Annotated in this window: 16 protein-coding genes; 1 reads left to right on the top strand and 15 read right to left on the bottom strand. The window is 47.5% G+C overall.

What is annotated here, in order from left to right; all coding sequences use genetic code 11:
- Window positions 1–2: 2 nt before the first annotated feature.
- The 10 genes from NSQ20_RS22135 to pyrR form a co-directional block, all read right to left on the bottom strand.
- On the bottom strand, window positions 3–2,921 hold the full coding sequence (locus NSQ20_RS22135; RefSeq protein ID WP_076318875.1) for an FtsX-like permease family protein: 2,919 nt from the start codon (window positions 2,919–2,921) through the stop codon (window positions 3–5).
- Window positions 2,921–4,030, bottom strand: coding sequence for an efflux RND transporter periplasmic adaptor subunit (locus NSQ20_RS22140; RefSeq protein WP_036614803.1), 1,110 nt, complete (start codon window positions 4,028–4,030; stop codon window positions 2,921–2,923). The genes NSQ20_RS22135 and NSQ20_RS22140 overlap by 1 nt, the downstream gene beginning before the upstream one ends.
- On the bottom strand, window positions 3,993–4,940 hold the full coding sequence (locus NSQ20_RS22145; RefSeq protein ID WP_340030886.1) for an ABC transporter ATP-binding protein: 948 nt from the start codon (window positions 4,938–4,940) through the stop codon (window positions 3,993–3,995). Before NSQ20_RS22145 ends, NSQ20_RS22140 begins: the two co-directional genes overlap by 38 nt.
- 272 nt (window positions 4,941–5,212) lie before the next feature.
- Complete coding sequence (pyrE, locus tag NSQ20_RS22150) at window positions 5,213–5,854, bottom strand: orotate phosphoribosyltransferase (protein ID WP_036614805.1); 642 nt, start codon at window positions 5,852–5,854, stop codon at window positions 5,213–5,215.
- A complete protein-coding gene (gene pyrF / locus NSQ20_RS22155; protein ID WP_076250785.1) occupies window positions 5,851–6,591 on the bottom strand; it encodes an orotidine-5'-phosphate decarboxylase in 741 nt (246 codons plus the stop codon). The genes pyrE and pyrF overlap by 4 nt, the downstream gene beginning before the upstream one ends.
- A 103-nt stretch (window positions 6,592–6,694) precedes the next feature.
- The gene (carB, locus tag NSQ20_RS22160) at window positions 6,695–9,913 is read right to left on the bottom strand and encodes a carbamoyl-phosphate synthase large subunit (RefSeq protein WP_036614808.1); all 3,219 of its coding nucleotides are present in this window, start codon (window positions 9,911–9,913) and stop codon (window positions 6,695–6,697) included.
- A 1-nt stretch (window position 9,914) separates the two neighbouring features.
- Window positions 9,915–11,057 carry a glutamine-hydrolyzing carbamoyl-phosphate synthase small subunit gene (gene carA, locus NSQ20_RS22165; protein ID WP_017687333.1) on the bottom strand — a complete coding sequence of 381 codons (1,143 nt, stop codon included), beginning with the start codon at window positions 11,055–11,057 and terminating at the stop codon, window positions 9,915–9,917.
- Between the two features lie 425 nt (window positions 11,058–11,482).
- Complete coding sequence (locus NSQ20_RS22170) at window positions 11,483–12,787, bottom strand: dihydroorotase (RefSeq protein WP_340030888.1); 1,305 nt, start codon at window positions 12,785–12,787, stop codon at window positions 11,483–11,485.
- A 126-nt stretch (window positions 12,788–12,913) separates the two neighbouring features.
- Window positions 12,914–13,828 (bottom strand): aspartate carbamoyltransferase catalytic subunit, encoded by a 915-nt coding sequence (locus NSQ20_RS22175; protein WP_340033049.1) that lies wholly within the window; start codon window positions 13,826–13,828, stop codon window positions 12,914–12,916.
- Window positions 13,825–14,388 carry a bifunctional pyr operon transcriptional regulator/uracil phosphoribosyltransferase PyrR gene (gene pyrR / locus NSQ20_RS22180; protein WP_017687330.1) on the bottom strand — a complete coding sequence of 188 codons (564 nt, stop codon included), beginning with the start codon at window positions 14,386–14,388 and terminating at the stop codon, window positions 13,825–13,827. Before pyrR ends, NSQ20_RS22175 begins: the two co-directional genes overlap by 4 nt.
- 710 nt (window positions 14,389–15,098) lie before the next feature.
- Between pyrR and NSQ20_RS22185 the strand changes: the two genes are divergently transcribed.
- Entirely contained in the window at window positions 15,099–17,774 is a 2,676-nt protein-coding gene (locus NSQ20_RS22185) for a YhgE/Pip domain-containing protein (protein ID WP_340030889.1), read from the top strand.
- A gap of 98 nt (window positions 17,775–17,872) precedes the next feature.
- Here the strand turns inward: NSQ20_RS22185 and NSQ20_RS22190 are convergent, their stop codons facing one another.
- The 5 genes from NSQ20_RS22190 to NSQ20_RS22210 are packed head-to-tail and all read right to left on the bottom strand — an operon-like array spanning window position 17,873 to window position 21,374.
- Window positions 17,873–19,177, bottom strand: coding sequence for a DUF6080 domain-containing protein (locus NSQ20_RS22190; RefSeq protein ID WP_340030891.1), 1,305 nt, complete (start codon window positions 19,175–19,177; stop codon window positions 17,873–17,875).
- Between the two features lie 31 nt (window positions 19,178–19,208).
- The gene (locus NSQ20_RS22195; protein WP_336886750.1) at window positions 19,209–19,529 is read right to left on the bottom strand and encodes an EamA family transporter; all 321 of its coding nucleotides are present in this window, start codon (window positions 19,527–19,529) and stop codon (window positions 19,209–19,211) included.
- Window positions 19,516–19,845 (bottom strand): EamA family transporter, encoded by a 330-nt coding sequence (locus tag NSQ20_RS22200; protein ID WP_017687326.1) that lies wholly within the window; start codon window positions 19,843–19,845, stop codon window positions 19,516–19,518. The genes NSQ20_RS22195 and NSQ20_RS22200 overlap by 14 nt, the downstream gene beginning before the upstream one ends.
- Window positions 19,833–20,465 (bottom strand): HAD-IB family hydrolase, encoded by a 633-nt coding sequence (locus NSQ20_RS22205; protein WP_036614827.1) that lies wholly within the window; start codon window positions 20,463–20,465, stop codon window positions 19,833–19,835. The genes NSQ20_RS22200 and NSQ20_RS22205 overlap by 13 nt, the downstream gene beginning before the upstream one ends.
- An 18-nt stretch (window positions 20,466–20,483) precedes the next feature.
- Window positions 20,484–21,374, bottom strand: coding sequence for a decaprenyl-phosphate phosphoribosyltransferase (locus NSQ20_RS22210; RefSeq protein ID WP_047844436.1), 891 nt, complete (start codon window positions 21,372–21,374; stop codon window positions 20,484–20,486).
- Between the last annotated feature and the right edge of the window lie 101 nt (window positions 21,375–21,475).

Genomic DNA, 21,475 nt, shown 5'->3' on the forward strand with positions numbered 1-21,475 from the left:
GTTTACCTCTCCTCTCCCATTTTGACTGCCTGGTGAACCCGCAATCTGCGAATCTGCCAGAGCAACATCGTTGCACCAATGACCAGCATCACCACGGTGACCCCATACAGTTGCAACATATCCTGCTGTTCAAACACAATCCGGAACGGAGGTACCTGAGCAGATACATTATCCGTCGTTTGCAGGAATGGCAGGAATAAACGACTGGATACCTGACCAATCCCAATACCTAGCAGGATCGACAGCCCCGCTGTGAACACCTGTTCCAGCAACAGCATTCCGCTCAGTTGTGCACGGGATAAGCCCATGGCCCGCAATACCCCAAACTGTACAACACGTCCGGACAGGTTGAAGAACCAGTACAGCACGTATCCGATCAACGAGATAATAACCGATACCAGGAATCCAAGGCTCAGTATCCCGAATACGCCACCTCGTGACGGATGTTTAGCCTGAGATACCAATTCGGTACGTACGTCACGTACCGATGATAACTCAATGCCTTCTGCTGCGAGTTTCTCCATTAGTGGAGCCACTTTGGCATCCGGTTCCATTTTCAGCCACACCTCATAAGGAATCAGAGGCACCTGATCATAGATATAATCCAGATTCGCCACGAAGAATGGCATCTGATCCGGATACTGGGCTGGCCAGTAAGGAATAATTCCGAAGACTACGAATTCAATCGCCTGTCCCTGTACACCCATGGAGACGAGGTCTCCAGTTTTGAGTTTGAACTTGTCAGCAAATTTGGAAGAGATTAATACAGCCCCTTCATATTTACCAAGCAAGTCAAGGTACTTGTATGGATGTGCCGGGAACAGATCATTGCGGAACCACGCCACTTGAGCAAAGTCCACATTATCAATTCCGACCAGCATCCCCTGTCCACCCGATTTACCAGAGACGATAATATTGCCTTTGGTCTGCAGCACACGTGCTGCATGTTCAACCCCGTCTAATCTGCGGAACACCTCGAATGGAGGTTCGGAGTAGATGACTTTGGATGGCTGCGAAGAACCGCCACCACCTGGAGCACCTCCACCGCCGTTGCCTCCGCCGGAACCACCACCAGCAGAACCTCCTCCTCCATTGCCACCACCTTGTTGACCTCCACCCGTACCGCCATTCTGTCCGGAACCACCAGGTTTAACCTCAGGTGTCCCTTCCCACACAGTCTGCATAATCACATCAGAACCATAACGGTACAAGGTACGCTCAGTGGAATTCAGATCAATCGTCCGAGCTGCAGCCGAGTTGTACACCCCAAGTCCCAGTGTCAGTACAAGGAGGATCATCAGCGGGTAATAGGAAGAAGATGAACGCGATAACTGCGTTAATGTCAGATACAACGGGACCGGGAGAAACTTGCGACCGATCAACTGAATAAGCTTTAATATCCACGGGAACAAGCGCAAGAAGAATAGTCCAAGCGCAAAGATCGCGAGTGCGGGTACAAAGAATAGAAACGGTTGTACCTGCAACTGATCGGTTGTCATTCCGGTCTGGAAGGTCAACATCTGACGTTCATAGAACAGGTAGTATCCATATCCAGCCAGACCCAACAACACAACGTCCAGGAACCAGCGTTGCCATACTGGAGCACGGTCTGTCCGTGCTTGCCTCCGCTTGGCAGATACAATGGTTGCCCGTGCATAGGTTATCGCAGGGATAAGTGATGCGATGATCGCAACAAGCACCGCTGCTACGCCCAGGAGAATAGCTTCTTTTGATACACCGATCGGAATAGACTTCCGATCTACGAACGAGAGAAAGCCACTTGCAGAACCGATACTCTTGGCCATAAACCAACCAAGCAACGGCCCAATAACCAGCGCAATAGCGCCCAGAAATATGCCTTCAAGCAGGTAGAGAGAGAAGATCTGCCGAGCTGAAGCTCCACGGCTGCGCAATACCGCAATATCACTCTCTTGCTTTTGTAATGACTGTCTAGCATTCATGGCAATAAAATAAAAGACCATCGCAATCATCGGTGCTGCCAAGGTAAACAACATGGTCTGCAATTGCAGACTCTGACTGCGGAACTGCTTGAGCAGATCACCAAAGGTGATGTCCACTTTTGTATCTTTCAGCCGCTGGTACAGATCGATATCCAGCCTTTCCAGCATAGAAGTCAGACCTGATAACTGGCTGGTTTGAATTTCTTTCAGATCAAAGGCATAATACCAACGTGAATTTTGAAGTGGAATCCCTTTTTCCTTCAGTAAAACATCATTAAAAACCGATTCATCCACATAAAGTCCATTCATCATGCCGTCAAATCCTTGTACCCAGTAAGGGCTGTTTGGATCATCTGCCTTGAAGGACCCCGTAATCTTCACACGTAACGTGATATCAAGACCGCTATACACCGGATATTCTAGAATGTCACCGATATGCAGGTCGTTACGGTACATGCCCTCTTCCAACATGACTGCCTCGATCGTGTCATCTTTGACCTGGTTTCCAGGTTTCACCCCGGCAGAGTAATTCACCTGTGCATCCAGCCCACTCATCGTACCCAGACTCATACTGCGCGCCCTGCTGGCATCCACTTTGGTTGGATCTTCCGGGCTCACCTCTGTGCTGCGAATGGATCTCGAATTCACATACGTATGAAAAGGAAACCCGATGTCGCGAGGAACATCCTCACGAATATAACGATCTACTTCGTCCAGCCCCCGAGTGTCTGTCTTCACGCCACCAGGTGCCTGATAACTCATCAGCAACGAACCGGCTGGCAACCCTTCACTGTTATCCTGCAGCGTTTGCGCGACGACCCGTTTCAACGCACCATCGGCATACATTGGAATACTGACGGTGAACGCTACCGCCACAATCAATCCGATCAGTGTGCTGAAGGTCATCCAGCGCGTGTTCCACATTTTGCGGAACAGCAACCGAAGCAATGGCAGCCCCATTAGCGTCCCACTACTTTCTGACCTACGGTCAGACCTTTCAGAATCTCGACATCTGTCGATGTCTGCTGTCCAACTTCAACGTCCACTTCACGCTTGCTGCCATCACTCTCCACCACTTGTACATACGTTCTTGAACCGATGGAGCGTAAAGCGGATACAGGAATCACAATTGCGTTCTCGGTACGCTGCGTTACAATCGAGACCGATAGTGGTGTGCCACGTTCGACGCCTTTTGGCATTTTTGCAAGTGTAACGATGACATACTTATCCAGCGTTTCCTTGGTTGGAGGCGTACCGCCTTCACCCGTCCCTTCGCCACTGCCGCTTCCCGATGCTTCCGCGATAGGCATAACTTTAATTTTGCCAGCGACTTTACCAGCTCCATTAATATCTACTTCTGCCTTCATACCGGCCGAGAACTTCTCCAGATCTTCCTTGGCAAAGGTAGCTGCCACAACCAGATTCGATGTATCCGCAATCGTAGCAATCGGATCATACGCTTTCACGGTTGCACCCTTCTCTACCTGCACTGCAATAACGGTGCCGCCAAACGGAGCGGTCAACGTGGCTTTGCCCAGTTGTTCCTCCAGATCAGCGAGTTCCTGGCGTAGTTCTTCAAACGCAATCGTTGATTCTTCGAACTCTACCGGGTCCATCTCATCCTTCTTGCGGAGTGTTTCCTTCATTTGAACTTCGGATTTGCGAATAGCCAGTTTCTTGCCACGGATCTCCTTCTCTACACTCTCCACATCGAGGACAGCAAGAAGTTGACCCTTTTTCACTTTATCCCCTGGTTTAACATTTAATTCTTTGACATGCATGCCATCAAGCGTGAAGTACACCTTCTCTTCCCGCTGACTCATCATCTTGCCGCTACCACTTACTTTTTTCTCCAACGTTTCCGTCCGGACTTCATATTCCGGTTTCTTGGAGATCGTTGGTGGTGTAATAGGCGGAAGTACTTCTTCCTCTGTTTCTGACGGCAGCAATGAGCAGCCGGACATCGTTGCAACCATTATCGCACCGAGTACAATAATCGCTGCGCGTTTCCCCCTCTTCGGAGCGGCCCCTTTACTTGATAAATCTGCCGTCCGCCATTTCATAAACATGGTCCGCAACCTCCAAAATTGTAGGATCGTGTGTAGTCATACATATTGTTACTTGTTCTACTTCAATAATATTGCGGAATACGGCCATGACCTGAGCGCCCATCTTGGAATCCAGTTCCGCTGTAGGCTCATCCGCAAGCAACAATCTGGGTCTATGGGCAATCGCCTTGGCTATAGCCACCCGCTGTTGCTCTCCCCCGGACATCTCGAAAGGTCGGTGCTTCACCCGTTTGGATAATCCAACCAGATCCAGACAGTGACCAACCCTGTCCTTCCATTCCGCTCGCGGAACGTCCGCCATTCGCAGCGACAGTTCTACATTTTCCCAAGCAGATAATAAGGGCATGAGTGCATACGCCTGGAAAATAAAACCGATCTCTTTGCGCCGCAAAGCGGTCCGCCGCCGGTCTCCCCAATCCTGAAGAGGCTGACCAGAGAACAGAATGTCTCCACTTGAAGGCTGATCCAGTCCACCGAGCATATTCAGCAGTGTTGTTTTGCCTGAGCCCGATCGCCCCTTCAGCATGACCAGTTGTTGCGGATTCACTTCCATATCAATGCCTTTGAGCACATGGATAATGCGACTGCCTGTCTGGAAACTGCGATGCACGTTACGCACCTCCAGTACAGGTCCATCATATGGAGGCAGCATATCCTTCTTTGGTTTGATCTTCTTCTGGGGTTCATCAACGGTAGTGACAGCAGCTGCAGCCACTTCATCTGAAGCGATTTCACTTTCAGGTAACGGAGGTTTACTTGTCGGGTAATCGTGTTCATTGTTGTATGTATTTTCCCCCGACTCCATCGATGCCTCCAACGGTGTTTCCCCCTGTTGATGTTCATCGCCTGACTGGCTCTTGGCAGGTCTTTTTCTGAGAAATAAATTCTTCATGCCAGCAATCACGCTCATCCTTTCTTGAAATCCCGTTCATTTCTTCAAAAAACCTAAAATTAGAAATCTGTTCCATCCTACACTGAATTATAAACGACCGATCCCAACTAAAAGTTACAAGCTTTTTACAACGGTAGCGGGAAAAAGTTAATATTTTGATGAACAAACGAAAAAAGCACCCCAAAGTGCGGGATGCCTCTTGCATATTCGATGGTTTTGCCGCTATGACGGCAATCATTACAATTTTGATACCGTTCATTCCTGAACATTTTTTCGAGGTATCAATGATATTATTTACCAAATGAAGAAGGATCTTCACGCCAGGATTTGAGCAATTCAAAATCACTCTCCTGAATCGTTCCCTGAGCCAAAGCCACATCCATCAGCGCCGTGTAATTGGACAACGTCTGAAGTGGAATTCCAGCATCTTCAAATGCTTTAACACCTTTATCCAGCTGGTAGCTGAAAATGGCAAGTACGGCGAGAGGTGTTGCGCCTGCTACACGTACGGCTTCGGCTGCTTTGATCGAGCTTCCACCTGTAGAGATCAGATCTTCGATGACAACCACTTTCTGTCCTTCGGTAATCAGACCTTCGATCAGGTTCTCCTTGCCGTGTCCTTTCGCTTTATCACGAATGTAGGCCATCGGCAGATCCAGCTTCTGAGCCACCCAGGCAGCATGCGGAATACCTGCGGTTGCTGTACCTGCGATGACTTCTGCATCCGGGTACTGGTTCCGAATGATTGTTGCAAATGCTTCAGCGATATCGTTGCGAATCTCCGGATAGGACATCGTTAAGCGGTTATCACAGTATATTGGTGATTTGATGCCGGATGTCCATGTAAATGGCTGCTGCGGACGTAACGCCACGGCTTTAATTTTCAAAAGTTGGGAAGCAATATGATTCGGAATCTCATTCAGTTCGATCATGCGTTCAACATCTCCTTCAAAATGGTTTCTACCGCTTCTCGCGGATTGGGAGCGCCTGTAATGGGTCTGCCTACAACAATGTAATGACTGCCTCTGGCGATGGCTTCACCTGGGGTCAAGACGCGTGTCTGATCTCCCAGACCACTACCCGCTGGACGAATTCCTGGAGTAACGGTGTGAAAAGCACTGCCACACGTTGCCCGAATTGCGGGCACTTCCAGTGGAGAAGCAACAACTCCATCCAGTCCGGCCTCTTGGGCTAGTCCTGCATAACGGACCACAGCAGCTTCCACACTTCCCGGGATGCCAATCTCGTTATTCATCGTTTCCAGACTTGTACTGGTGAGTTGGGTGACTGCAATGATCTCGGGCTTGCTGAGGGAAGGATCGGCAGCGATTGCTGCCTCAGCACCTTCACGTGCAGCACGCATCATAAGGGCTCCACCCGCTGCATGTACATTGAACATGTCTACGCCAAGACGTGTGATACTCTCAGCTCCGCCACGTACGGTGTTGGGAATGTCATGCATTTTCACATCCAGAAAAACGGAGTAACCTTTGGATTTCAGCTCCCGAATAAAGTCCGGTCCTGCTGCGTAGAACAGCTGCATACCCACCTTGAGATAACAGGGAATGCCCTCAAGAGCTTGTACCAATTCTTGTGCTTCTTCCGCTCCAGGATAATCCAGTGCCACCATCAGACGGCCAGCCATTTCATTGAAACTCGCTTGATTCATCACCAGCGCTCCCCTCCACTTGCTCATTTTTTCCGTTTTTGCCCGATATAAAGGACATCCCGCCAGCCCGCAGGCTGACTGATGTCCTTCATCAGAGAGTTATTTATTTTACAAAGACAGGCATTGCTTCCGAAGAGAAGTTGATCGTTTGCAGCATGATCAGCAGCGCACGAATCGTATCCAATGAAGTCATACATACAATGCCGTTTTCTACCGCTTCACGACGGATACGGAACCCATCACGCTGTGGTGTTTTGCCTTTGGTGAGTGTGTTGAAGACAAAGTTTGCTTCGCCGCTACGGATCATATCCAGAATGTTCGGCGAACCTTCACTTAATTTGTTCACAGTCGTTACCGGAATGTTTGCTGCTTCAAGCGCAGCTGCTGTTCCGCCGGTAGCCATGATTTTGTAACCCAGTCTGTAGAAACCTTCGAGCAAAGGAACCGCTTCGTCCTTGTCTTTGTCTGCTACAGTTACTACGATCGCTCCGGTTGCCGGAATTTTCATTCCTGCACCGATGAGACCTTTGAACAACGCTTTAGCGTAATTCGGGTCACGGCCCATAACCTCACCTGTAGACTTCATCTCAGGTCCGAGGGTTGGTTCTACACGACGCAGCTTCGCGAAGGAGAAGACCGGAACTTTAACAGATACATGATCCGATTCAGGCCACAGCCCGTCAACATAACCAAGATCTTTTAGTTTCACACCCAGAATGGCTTGTGTTGCCAAGTTCGCCATCGGAATGTTGGTTACTTTGCTCAGGAATGGTACGGTACGGGATGAACGCGGGTTTACCTCGATAATGTACACTTGGCCATCATGGATAACAAACTGGATGTTGACCAAACCTACCGTTTTCAGTTCTTTCGCAATTTTGATTGTAATCTCTACAATTTTCTCTTTCAAATCCTGGGACAGATGTTGAGGAGGATATACCGCGATGGAGTCACCAGAGTGAACCCCTGCACGCTCGATATGTTCCATGATTCCCGGAATCAATACCGTTTCACCATCACAGATGGCGTCAACCTCAACTTCTTTACCCATCATGTAACGGTCGATCAGGACTGGATGCTCCGGATTGATTTTAACCGCCTGTTCCATGTATGTCAGCAATTCAGCATCGGAGTATACAATCTCCATCGCACGACCGCCGAGTACATAGGAAGGACGAACCAGTACCGGGTAGCCCAGACTTTGAGCTGTTTCTACCGCATCATCAACGGAAATGACCGTTTTACCTTTTGGCTGTGCAATCTCCAGACGGGAGAGCAGACGCTCGAACTTCTTGCGATCCTCCGCCTCATCGATGCTTTCCAGATCCGTTCCGAGAATGGTTACACCTGCATTACGCAGTGGTGCTGCCAAGTTGATGGCCGTTTGACCACCGAACTGTACGATAACCCCTACTGGTTTCTCCTGTTCAATCACGTTCATGACATCTTCGAAGAAGAGCGGTTCAAAGTACAGGCGATCCGATGTATTAAAGTCCGTAGACACCGTCTCCGGGTTATTGTTGATAATCACTGCTTCATAGCCTGCTTTTTGCAATGCCCACACTGCGTGTACAGTAGAGTAGTCAAACTCAATCCCTTGACCGATCCGGATTGGTCCTGAACCCAGCACCACAACTTTTTTCTTGTCTGAAGGAATTACTTCATTTTCTGTCTCGTAAGTTGAGTAGTAATATGGCGTTGTGGCTTCGAACTCAGCCGCACATGTATCTACCATTTTGTACACTGGGCGCAGGTTCTCTGCTTCCCGACGAGTTCTAACTTCCGCTTCAGTTGTTAATGTGCCTCCTGGTTGACCTTGCGCACGCAGTTCAGCAATGGCACGGTCTGTGAATCCAAGGCGTTTCGCTTGATACAGAATGTCGGAAGACAATTCGGATTCTTCGCGAATGCGATCTTCGAATGCGATCAGACCTTCGATTTTGTCCAGGAACCACCAGTCAATCTTGGTCAGATCCTGTAGCTGTTGCAACGTATAACCTCTGCGGAATGCTTCGGCAATCAGGAAGATACGCTCATCATCTGCTTTGATCAGACGCTCGTTCAGGGTAGCTTCGTCCAGCGTTTCGGCATCCTTCAGGTAGAGGCGATGTACGCCAATTTCCAGGGAACGAACTGCTTTGTGAATCGACTCTTCGAATGTCCGGCCAATAGCCATTACTTCGCCTGTTGCTTTCATCTGAGTTCCCAGTTTACGGTTCGCCGAGATGAACTTGTCGAACGGCCAGCGTGGGATTTTGCTCACGATATAATCCAGCGTAGGCTCGAAGCAAGCATACGTTTGGCCTGTTACCGGGTTCACGATTTCATCCAACGTGTAACCCATCGCAATTTTGGCAGCCATTTTTGCAATCGGATAACCCGTTGCTTTGGAAGCCAGAGCCGATGAACGGCTTACCCGTGGATTTACTTCGATAACATAGTATTGGAAGCTGTGTGGGTCCAGTGCAAACTGTACGTTACATCCACCCTCGATGTTCAGGGCACGGATGATTTTCAGGGAAGCTGAACGCAGCATTTGATATTCACGGTCCGACAATGTTTGGCTTGGTGCTACGACGATACTGTCACCTGTATGAATACCTACCGGGTCAAAGTTTTCCATGTTGCAGACAACGATACAGTTATCGTTTTTGTCTCGCATAACCTCATACTCGACTTCTTTCATACCTGCAATGCTCTTCTCGACCAGACATTGCCCAATCGGGCTGTAACGAATTCCCGCTGCCACCGTCTCACGCAGTTCTTCTTCGTTCGCACAGATTCCGCCGCCAGTTCCGCCCAGTGTATAGGCTGGACGCACGATGATTGGATAACCAATCTCATTCGCAAATTCAAGTGATTCTTCAAGTGTCGTTACGATGACACTCTCTGGTACAGGTTGTTCCAATTCACGCATCAGGTCACGGAACAGATCACGATCTTCCGCTTTCTCGATGGATGTCAGCTGTGTTCCGAGCAATTTCACATTTTCACGTTCCAGCACGCCAGCACGAGCCAGCTCTACAGCCATGTTCAGACCTGTTTGACCACCCAGTGTTGGCAACAAGCCATCTGGACGCTCTTGACGAATGATTTGGGTTACAAAATCCAGTGTAATTGGCTCAATGTAGACTTTGTCAGCCATGTTTGTATCCGTCATAATGGTCGCCGGGTTGCTGTTGATAAGTACAACTTCCACGCCTTCTTCTTTCAGAGCCTGGCAAGCTTGTGTACCGGCATAGTCGAACTCGGCCGCTTGACCGATGACGATTGGACCGGAACCAATCACCAGGATTTTTTTGAGATCTTTGTTAATCGGCATGTTATTGTGCTCCTTTCACTGCGGCTGCCAATACGGCTTGACGCGGCTTTTGCGGGTTAGTGATCTTGTGCTCGCGAATCATCTCGATGAAGCGGTCGAACAGATAGCTGTTGTCGTAAGGACCCGGGGCTGCTTCAGGGTGATATTGAACCGAGAATGCCGGGAATGATTTATGTTTCAGACCTTCAATGGTCTTATCGTTATTGTTGATATGTGTAACTTCCAGGTCTGTACTCTTCACAGACTCTTCGTTTACGGTAAATCCATGGTTCTGGGATGTGATGAAGCAACGTCCGCTCTCCAGTTCTTTCACCGGGTGGTTTCCTCCGCGATGTCCAAACTTAAGTTTTTCCGTGTCTGCTCCTGCTGCAAGTGCGAACAACTGGTGACCCAGGCAGATACCGAAGATCGGGTATTCGCCAAGCAATTCACTGATCATGTTAACTGCGTGAGGTACGTCTTTCGGGTCCCCAGGGCCGTTGGACAGTTGAATTCCGTCCGGGTTCAGGCGACGAATCTCGTCTGCTGTTACATCGTGTGGAACAACAACTACGTCACAGTCACGTTTGCTGAGTTCGCGCAAAATCCCTGTTTTTGCACCGTAATCCACGAGCACAATACGCTCAGCCGTTCCCGGGCTGTTGTAGACATGCTCTGTAGAAGTCATTGGCACCTGGTTACGCAGCTCAGCAATGGTGGTGTCTCCCATCATCTCCAGCAGTTCTTCCACAGGTTTCGATCCTGTTGTGAGAATTCCCTTCATTGTGCCGTGGTGACGAATCCGGCGAGTCAACATGCGTGTATCAATTTCGCTGATTCCTACGATGCCGTATTCCTTGAGCAGATTGTCTACGCTATATTCCGCACGCCAGTTGCTTGGCGTTGGCTCATGACGACGCACAACGAAACCGTGCACGTATGGACGAATCGACTCAAAGTCATCACGCGTAATGCCGTAGTTTCCGATCAGCGGATACGTCATGGTTACGATTTGACCGCAATAGGAAGGATCCGAAAGCACCTCTTGATAGCCTGTAATTCCCGTATTAAAAACGACCTCACCTGTAGTTTCACCTTCAGCACCAAATGCTTTCCCGGTGAACAGTGTGCCGTCTTCCAACAATAATCTTGCCTGTGCCTGCATCCCATTTCACTCCTCTGTGTTTATCAACGTTGAATGCATTGGGGTTGAACTTTCTGGAAACTTCGTGCGGCTCCGTGGGCAGAAAACCCTTTGATCGCTGTTATCCCCGGATTACTTTGATCCCATTCTTCAAATGGAGTAATCCGGTGATAAAGGCGAACGCTTTGCTTCTTCGGGTTCTTTCTGCCCACTCCGCAGTTACGTTGGTGTCCAAGTTCAAAATCATGACATTCAACTTTGCTTTGTTTCGTATGTTAGACTCTCGGCATAATTTGCCTCGAGTTAGTTGAAAAGATGTTACTGTGTAGAAGTTGTAAATTTAGAGTTATAATGACTTGTTGATTTAAGAGTTAAGAGTTACTGTTGCTGATTTAAAGAGTTAAAGATATAGAGTTACTGATTTATTAATTTGCTAAGTTACCGTTTTACTGTTGTACCGTGTTATTCCACACGCTTTTGCCATCCACCCAAGTTTGTACGGCCCAGCCTTTCAGCTTCCAACCTGTGAATGGTGTGTTTCTTCCTTTGGTTGCAAACGTTGCAGGATCAACCGCTTTTTCCTCGTTCAGGTCAATCATCGTGATATCGGCTGGTGCTCCCTCTTCCAGTTTGCCTGTATCCAGTCGGAATACACGCGCCGGATCAGCTGTCATACGTTTCACCAGGAAGTCCAAGCTCCACAGTCCTGTTTCCACAAACTTGGTGTACAGCAGCGGAAAGGCTGTTTCGAATCCTACGATTCCGAAAGGTGCCAGCTCCATGCCTTTGGCTTTCTCTTCTTCACTGTGTGGCGCGTGATCAGTTACGATCATGTCCAGCGTGCCGTCCAGCAAACCTTCGATACACGCCTGCACATCACGTGGTGAGCGTAGCGGCGGGTTCATTTTCCAGTTGGCGTCCATGCCCGGGATATCTTCATCCGACAACACCAGATGGTGCGGACACACCTCAGCAGTTACTTTAATGCCTATGGACTTCGCCAGACGAATCAGGCGAACCGACTGCTCTGTACTTACGTGGCAGACGTGGTAATGGACTCCCGTTGCTTCAGCAAGCAGGATATCACGGCCAACGTGGATGGCCTCGGATTCATTTGGAATCCCTTTGATGCCGTGACGCTTCGAAAACTCACCTTCCGTCACATATCCACCAATAACCAGTGAGTCATCTTCACAGTGAGCGATCACTGGCATATCCATGCTTGCTGCGAGGCTCATGGCATCCTTCATCATTTGAGCGTTTTGTACGCCTACACCGTCATCTGTGAATCCAATAGCGCCTGCTTCTTTTAATGCGGCAAAATCGGTAAGTTCACGACCCAGTTCATTTTTTGTAATGGCTGCATAAGGCAACACTTTAACCAGATCAGCTTCTTTGGCTTTATCCAGTACCAGCTTCACAACTTCCGCTGTATCTGTAACTGGTCTCGTGTTCGGCATGCAAGCGATTGTTGTAAAACCACCTTGTGCTGCTGAACGGGCACCTGTCTCGATCGTCTCTTTGTGTTCGAATCCAGGTTCACGCAGATGCACGTGCATATCGATCAATCCCGGAATGACCAGTTTGCCTGATGCGTCTGTCACACTTTGCGCTGACTTTTCGGCATCCAGAACGGCTTGGTCTTCCAGACCAGCGATCTTTTTAATTTTACCTTCATCTATAATGATGGTTTTCCGTTCAAGTTCCCCTTGTTGGTTCAAGACGTTCGCGTTTTTTATAATCTGTAGCATAATTGCCCTCCGCTTCGGTTCTGTCCGGCTTACCAGGCAAGCCGGTTGATTTTCTTTATCGTGTACTCTCTTATTGCTCTATAAGAACTACCGTACCGTCAGCCTATGACCTACAGCCAGACCCTGTTACAGTTTCATCGCACGTTCCATAACCGCCATGCGGACTGGAACGCCGTTTGCCATCTGCGGGAAGATCCGCGATGCTTCACTTTCCACAACCGCGTCATCTACCTCGACATTGCGATTCACAGGAGCAGGGTGCATGATAATGGTGCTTGGTTTTAGGCGTGATGCCCGTTCTTCCGTCAATCCGTAGTGTTCGCGATAATCCTCAGCTGAAGTAATTAAGCCATGTTGATGACGTTCCAGTTGAACACGAAGCATCATGACTACATCTGCATCCAGCGCTTCTTCAAGACCGACATAAGGAGCATGCTCTGCGAGTTCCGGTGCCTGCATCGTTTGTGGTGCACAGAAGCGTACATCTGCACCAAACTTTTGCAGTGCCCACAGGTTGGAACGAGCTACACGGCTATGCAGGATGTCACCAATGATGGAGACACGCAAGCCTTTCAGTTCGCCAAATGCTTTCCTCATCGTGTATAGATCCAGCAACGCCTGTGTGGGATGCTCATTGTTGCCGTCTCCGGCGTTCACGAGTGGTACATTCACTTTCTGAGCCAGTTGTTGCAGAACGCCTGCCGGTTTCAACCGGATCACGCCTGCATCAATGCCCATCGACTCAAGTGTTCGTACCGTATCGTAGATGGACTCTCCTTTTTCCACACTGGATGCGGCTGCCGTAAAGTTCAACACTTGTGCGCCCAGGCGTTTCTCTGCCATTTCGAAGGAGAAGCGGGTACGTGTGCTGTTCTCGAAGAACATGTTCGCAACAAAGCGTGATTCCAGTACAGGAGCCAGTTTCTCTTTCTGCGCTTCCCAGTGAGCCGCTCTGTTCAGAATGGACTCGATTTCTCCTCGACTAAGTTCCTTCAGTCCAAGCAAGCTTCGGTCTCTCAATGCTGTCTGTGTAATCATTATGCTTGCTCCCCCCGGTTCTGAGTGATTTTGACTTCGTCCTGTCCGTCCGTTTCCATGAGTGCAACTTCAATCTCCTCTGATTTGGAAGTCGGCACATTCTTGCCGATAAAATCAGGTCGAATCGGAAGTTCCCGGTGTCCGCGGTCTGCGAGTACAGCCAGCTGAATGTTCTGCGGTCTTCCACAGTCCATCAGGGCATCCATCGCTGCGCGAATCGTCCGTCCGGTATAGAGCACATCATCGAACAAAATCACTTTTTTGTTATGGATCGAAAGTGATTCAGGTGTCATAATCAACATTTCCTTGCGATTCGCTTTATTTTCGTCCAAGCGGTCATCGCGGTAAGGAGTCACATCCAGTTCTCCCCAGGGGACTTTGGCGCCTTCGATTTCTTCAATCTTGGCGGCAATCCGTTCTGCCAGGTAAACCCCGCGTGTACGGATACCAACCAACACACAATCGTCGATTCCTTTGTTTTTCTCCAATATCTCATGGGCAATCCGTGTTAATGCGCGGCGGATCGCCGTCTCATCCATAATGACATGTGTCTCTGTGCTCATGCGTTCAGCCTCCTCAGGATTTCCCTTCAGCATCATGGCCCCGTGACGAGGAGAAAAAAAAAGACTCCTTGCCGTGTTTATTGGCAAGGAGTCTCCGAACTTCAGACCGCTCTGAAGAAAGTTTACTCTCGGGGATGCATCGCTTCATTTGCCGCAGCAAAAAAACGATGTATCGTTCACGTTACCTTGCCAGTCTCACGGGACTGATTTAAAGGTGCTATTCATGTCGTTCATATTGCAGAACCTCACAGGGTTCTGTAATCAATATGTCCGTTTGTCTTCATGAATTATGACAGAAAGACAACCCCCTGTCAACACCTCACCATCGCAGGTGAAAACCCTCTGCTACGTTCTTCTTAGAATCAGCAGTTAGGCTGAAAAACATCCATGCACAATACATCTCATTGGTTATTCATAATTATACAACATTTCTGCATATTTATCCATAGGCAAATGAGAAATTTGATATAACCAAAATAAACCTCTTACTGTACTCAAGTAGAGACAAAACACTTCTTTTTAGAACAAACGGTGAGTTTCATTTTACGCAATATATGAAGGCTCTGAATTAGTACCAAGTGAAATGGGTACAGTTTATAAACATGAACCCATTATTAGATACTGCAATAATGCCGATATACATAAGATTCACAAATTTACGACATAGAAATAAGTTACGCCCTACATTTATGTACATTTAGGAGGAAGTCATGCGTCACATTTGGCACGTTTACAAAACAGACTGGTTGCATATTCTGAAGGTTCCCACAGGTATATTTCTAATTGTGGCTATTATTCTACTGCCCGGGGTGTATGACTGGGTCAACGTGAAGTCCGTCTGGGACCCATACAGTAATACCCAGGGGATCAAAATTGCGGTGACAACTGAGGACAAGGGTGCGACTGTTGAAGGAACCCATGTTAATATCGGAGACGAACTGGTATCCAGCCTCAAACACAACGAAAAGCTGGGCTGGACTTTTGTGGACCAGGCTGAGGCTAATCGGGGTGTGCAAACTGGAGAGTATTATGCAAGCCTGCTCATTCCGGGGGACTTTTCATCCAAAATTACAGGCATCGTTGATGGGAAGCTGGAGCGACCGGAAGTAATCTATACCGTCAATGAGAAGGTGAATGCCATTGCTCCTAAAATCACAGGCTCTGGTGTATCTGCCATAACAACACAAATCAATGAAAATTTCACTGAAGCCGTCAGTGAGGCCGTTCTGACCAAGCTGAATGAAGCCGGGGTTGAGATTAATTCCCAGCTTCCAACATTACGCAAAATGGAGAATGGCATTTTTACGCTGGAGAAAAATCTTCCGGCTATTCAAGCCGCAGGTCAAAAGGTTCTGGAAGTAGAAAAAGCCATGCCCGAGATTGTAAAAGATGCTCAAAAGATCGTTGAAATCGAGAAAAAACTGCCTGAAATCAATGAAGCAGCGCAGTATGTGCTCAAGGTGCAGGAGTATTGGCCACAAATTAATGATGCGGCTTCCGAAGTGCTGGCTATTCAAGAGCGGATACCGGATATACAAAAAGCGGTAGAACGCATTCGAGAAGTGGATGAAAACTTTGGCCAGGTATCAGATGTCATCCAAACGGCGCTGGATAAAACCAACAAAGCTCTGTCTATCGTAACGGCAGCAGAGCAAGATTTGGACAAAGTATCACAAATCGCTGGCAACGGGATTGAGCTTGCAGAAGGATTAAATCAGTTCGTGGATTCCAGTGAAGAAGCCTTTCAGACAATTGGCCCGACGATCCGCCAAAATCTGCTGCTGGTGCAGCAGATTACTAACGCTACAGGAGACGTATTTGCACAATTGCAAAATTCGGATCTTAATAACCTTCCTACAGTAGAAGATCTCGACCGGATTGCTTCACGTTTAGGGGTTGCGGTAAAACTCGTGGACAGTATGGCAGAACTACTGGGCAACATCAATAACTTGCTTCCAAGCCAACCACTTGCCGATAAAATCACACAACTGAACTCCGTTTCAGATAAACTTCAGTTGCAGATCCGCTTGGCTGGCATCATCAGTGATGCCATTCGTCGTAATACAACTCCACCAACAGACGTCATCGCTCAGTTAAATACTCTCTCGAAGGACATCAGCAGCGGGATTGGCAATATCTTAAACACCTATGAAAGTGAAATATCGCCTGCACTTGCGGCTGGTGCGGATAAGCTCAGGTCTACCCTCTCCACTTCAGCAGAAACTCTGCAAGGAGCAAAAGATCGTATTCCGGATATTGCGGACATTCTTGCATCCGCCAAAGAAGGAATTACGTTTGGGCAGGCCGAGTTGACAAAAATCCAGAGCGAACTGCCTCAAATACAATCTAAGATCCATGGGATATCAGAGACACTCGCGAACAAAAGTGAAGGTTTTATCCAAGCTCTGAACACAGTGTCTTCATTAATTCGAAACGATCTGCCCAAGCTGGGAAACAAACTGAACGAAGCAGCTGATTTTGTTCGTAATGATCTGCCTACTGCCGAGAAACAGATAGGCAAGGCATCCGATTTTGTACAGAATCAGCTGCCGGAGGTCGAAAAAGGAGTTCACCGTGTTGCCGCGCTTGTACGTGATGATCTGCCAGCATTGGAAAGTGCCATCAGCAAGGCTGCGGACAAGCTCAGGGAAGTTGAAGGTAATAACCAGTTTGCCGAACTTGCCAAGCTTCTGCGCGGCGACATTGAGGAAGAGAGTGCTTTCCTTTCGAGTCCCGTGCAAATCAAAGAACAACAGCTTTACCCGATTCCGAATTATGGATCGGCCATGTCACCATTTTATGGCGTGCTGTCCTTGTGGGTTGGCTCAACGCTGCTGATTTCTCTGCTTCGTGCCGAAGCTGAGAATCCAGAGGGCAAGTTCCGGGGATATGAATTGTATCTTGGACGTCTCGCTACTTTTCTGACCATTGGGTTACTTCAGGCGATATGTGTCACCCTGGGAGATATCTTAATCCTGGGTACCTATGTTGCAGATAAACTGTGGTTTGTCCTGTTTGCCATGCTGGTGAGTGCCGTATTTGTCACCATAACGTACACCCTGCTGTCCGTATTTGGAAATATCGGAAAAGGGATCGCCATTATCTTCATGGTGTTCCAGTTCTCCAGCTCTGGCGGTACGTTCCCAATCAGCATGACATCACCCTTTTTCCAAGCATTGAATCCGTTCATGCCCTTCACGTATGCGATCAGTCTGCTGCGTGAGTCGGTCGGCGGCATATTGTGGTCTACTGCCATCAAGGATATTCTGTGGTTATGTATGTTCATCGCGCTGAGTCTCATTGTTGCTCTCGCTTTGAAACGTCCACTCAGCAGTCTCACCAAACGTTCAGCCGAGAATGCCAAGAAGACCAAAATTATTGCTTAACTCACTTTGCTCAACACTAATTAAGAAAAGGCCATTGGACTTTACATCCAATAGCCTTTTCTTATTTCATTATATGAATCGATACATTTACTATTTGACTATTTCACTGAGCGTTCCTGTTCCAACTGATTATAGGATTGTTTGATTGTTGTTAATGTTTCTACATGGCGATAGATGTTGTTACTTGCCGTAACGATAACACATAACATGATCAAGCCTATAACCACTTTTTTCCCCAATCCCGGACGAAGGCTGATGACGAAACTTCCACCCAACAGGAAGAACGCAAACAGATAATGTCCCGCATACAGGTACATATCGTATTGAAACACAGCTAGACCAAAGCCCACGACTACATGAAGCAAAAAGGCAAACAAAATATATGGCACAAGGGTCCACACTTCTCGTTCACGAATGCCTTTAATGAAGCCCATGAATGCCAGTAGTAAAATAAAGATACCTGTCATCTGCACATGGATTGGATTGGAACGGGATAGATCCGTAACAAAGGCCGCCATGCCCGGGTCCAGTAAATGCATTTTCGGTGTCAGCATCGGATTAATAGTTAACATGTTCAATGCTTTCCAGTGAACAGCGAACTGGAATGGCGTTGCATAGCTGGTTCCACCATTTTGAATGCCCAACAGCCAGTTACTAACCCAGCTGCGACCTCCAAAGGCAACATACTGAATGCCAGTTAATACGACGATGATCAGAACCGCCAGTGCCATGATGCCGATGTATTTTTTCAAATTCGCCTTATTGCGCCATGCATGCATATTGAAGAATGTGGCAGCAGCAAATGGTACGATATTGGTCGAGGTTAGTCCAAAGTTAATCGATGCAAGCAATGCATTGGGTACATAACGTACGTCCTGACGCTCACGAGTACACTGCATGTAAACCACCGACAACAGAATAACGAACTGTACATAAGGATACGAATCCGGGATCAATGCAGTAAACATTAAGTAGGAACTGAAACCAAACAATAAGGCAAACAGTAGCGGTACGATGGTCGGTTTATCTTCTTTTTGACTCAGGAACAGATACGCCAGCACCACCGAACCCGCATTCACCAGCGATTGCAGGATTAGAAAGAACCAGTTGCCTCCCAGCAGTTTCGCTACAGCCGCAAGGGTGACAGCGAGAAAGGAAATCAGCGGATGGATCACGGAAGAACTGTTGTCCCCATAATACATTGAAGGATCAAAGTTGAATAAATTAATTGGAAACAGCGTCGTATTAAATGGGCTATACGCCCCAAGCATCTCTGCATTATTTTCAATGTACAGAACATACGAGCCGTTCATTAAACCATAGAACAAAGCAAATCCCGCAAACAGGTAAAAGGCTGTCCAGTTGGCTCTGCGATTATAAAATAAGTAATCTAAAAAGTTCATTCTTTCATTTCACATCCTGATTAATTAAGTTCTAAAACACCAGTAACAGTAGGCCACCCATAATACATGCCACACCTATCCAGCGTAGAGGGCCCACGGTCTCTTTAAATACCAGCCGCGCTATGATGAGAGTCCAGACATATGTTAATGCGTTCGCAGGCAACACTACGGTTAATGGAAGAAACTTCAATAATACAATATTCAGCAACGCACCCGTTCCGTAGAATCCAAGTCCCATGAGTACATGCAGACGATTGCGACTGGAAGCATAAGCTTTCAGTCCGGCCCCGCCCAGTGCACCACACAACGTCATGACAATTAATACGGCAACCATCCAGCTATCGATCAACACTGGTTAGTGTCACCCCGATTCCAAGCAACACAACTGCTGCCAGCTTCTGCACCGTAATTTCTTCTCCAAGCAAAAAATATCCATAGATTAAGGCAAATACGTAACTAGCACACATCAGAGGATAAGCAACAGAGAGTTTTTCCAGAGCAAAAGCTTTAATCATCAAAATCGCTCCAAGTCCATAACACAGAAAACCTACACCCAGGTAAATCCACTCGGTTAGTCCCCATTTCCAGAACAATTGACCCGTTGCTGTCAGAAAAGCGGAAACGAGCATTAACCATTTACCAGTATGACGCGATTTTATTTCCCCCACGTTAATGCCTCCATGTCCGGTACACGCTTGTTAATAAAGTATCGTTGACTCACTAGCTGCATGACGGGAAGGTCGGATAAGGAGTCCGAGTAGGAACATGACTGGTCATAATCAATGACCATATTCTTCTCACTCAGATAAGCCTGAATTCGGCGTACCTTCTCTTCCCCTTTGCAATTGCTGCCATCAACTCTGCATGTGTAACCATTCTCATGACGGACAAGTTCAGTTCCAATTACATGATCCACCCAGGGAAAATTATTAAAGTATTTCATATAGGCATGCGGAGATGCAGTTACCAGTAAGACATGATACCCTGCTTCTTTGCGATGTTGCATCTCTACACTGGCCTCGGCAAAAATGGACGTACGCAAGCGAGTATCAAAGAAATGTTCGAGATCTTTTTCAGACATACGCTCAATTTCTTGAAAGTAGGATCGTTTGACTTGTTCAACCGTCATGAAGCCTGCTTTGAATAACACGGTATGTAATGCAATGACAGGTAATCTCCATACCTGCCACGGGTAACGGCGAACACCGTAATGCACAAATTGAAACATGGAATCACTGCGTATGATCGTTTTATCAATATCAAAAATGGCGACTTTCGTGCTTTTCACCCTGATCCCCCTCAGCCTTTATTCAAAGATTGCAAAGATTGTAACAACACTTATCACATACAACATAACCGTAATTAATATAGGCTTGTCCTCAAACAGCACACGATCGGGCGAACCTCCCTGGTTCTTCATGTGGATCAGATACAGGTAACGGAACATGCCGTAAATGACCAATGGGATCGTCCACATGAGATGAATGGTTCGATCTGAAGTGAATGTGAACAGGGAATAACTGATAATCGTAGCTGTCGTCACAATTGTATTGAATTGATCCAGTAACGTAATGGAGTAGTTATCCAAAACCTTACGATGTGATCCCGTATTTCCCTCAAGCAACGTGAGTTCATTTCTGCGTTTGCCAATGGCCAAAAACAACGACAACAGCATGGTACAGATCAAAAACCACGGTGTGAATGGCACATGGATCAGCACACCACCTGCAATGGCACGAAGTACAAAGCCGGCTGCAATGGTCATCATATCCAGGATAACGAGATGTTTCAGCACAAATGAATACGATACATTCAACAGGAAATAGACGATACATAACACCCCGAATAGAGGGTTCATCATGAAGGCCGTTCCTACGGAAAGGATTAATAGAATAATGCCAAACAACAAAGCATGACTCGGATTCACCTGCCCAGAAGCCATGGGACGATACCTTTTCACCGGATGCTGTCGATCCCTGTCTCGGTCTACAAAGTCATTTAAAATATACACACAGCCTGCAACGAGGCTAAATAGAATAAAACCAAGCAACGTCGCAAGAATGGTTTCAGTCCGAATCTCCTCAAAAGAAAATAGTAACGCAGCAAATAACAGCAGATTTTTAGTCCACTGTTTGGGTCTTAACAATCTGAATAATCCTGACACTGTACTGCCTGTTCCTGTAGCCGGTGAGGACACCGTACTTGTTCGTGATGATAACAATTGTAATAACTCCCTTCAACAACAACTTCTGTATATAACAAATAACGTAAAGATCTAATCATATGTTGCTTGTATAA

This window comes from Paenibacillus sp. FSL K6-1122, from assembly GCF_037977015.1.
Lineage (GTDB): Bacteria > Bacillota > Bacilli > Paenibacillales > Paenibacillaceae > Paenibacillus > Paenibacillus amylolyticus.

Excerpts from the sequence above, each read along its gene's own strand:
- pyrR (WP_017687330.1), bottom strand. The coding sequence starts at position 14,388 with ATGAGCACAGAGACACATGTCATTATGGATGAGACGGCGATCCGCCGC.
- NSQ20_RS22145 (WP_340030886.1), bottom strand. The coding sequence starts at position 4,940 with ATGAGCGTGATTGCTGGCATGAAGAATTTATTTCTCAGAAAAAGACCT.
- carA (WP_017687333.1), bottom strand. The coding sequence starts at position 11,057 with ATGCAGGCACAGGCAAGATTATTGTTGGAAGACGGCACACTGTTCACC.
- NSQ20_RS22140 (WP_036614803.1), bottom strand. The coding sequence starts at position 4,030 with ATGTTTATGAAATGGCGGACGGCAGATTTATCAAGTAAAGGGGCCGCT.
- NSQ20_RS22170 (WP_340030888.1), bottom strand. The coding sequence starts at position 12,787 with ATGCTACAGATTATAAAAAACGCGAACGTCTTGAACCAACAAGGGGAA.
- NSQ20_RS22185 (WP_340030889.1), top strand. The coding sequence starts at position 15,099 with ATGCGTCACATTTGGCACGTTTACAAAACAGACTGGTTGCATATTCTG.
- pyrF (WP_076250785.1), bottom strand. The coding sequence starts at position 6,591 with ATGAATCAAGCGAGTTTCAATGAAATGGCTGGCCGTCTGATGGTGGCA.
- carB (WP_036614808.1), bottom strand. The coding sequence starts at position 9,913 with ATGCCGATTAACAAAGATCTCAAAAAAATCCTGGTGATTGGTTCCGGT.
- NSQ20_RS22135 (WP_076318875.1), bottom strand. The coding sequence starts at position 2,921 with ATGGGGCTGCCATTGCTTCGGTTGCTGTTCCGCAAAATGTGGAACACG.
- pyrE (WP_036614805.1), bottom strand. The coding sequence starts at position 5,854 with ATGATCGAACTGAATGAGATTCCGAATCATATTGCTTCCCAACTTTTG.
- NSQ20_RS22190 (WP_340030891.1), bottom strand. The coding sequence starts at position 19,177 with ATGAACTTTTTAGATTACTTATTTTATAATCGCAGAGCCAACTGGACA.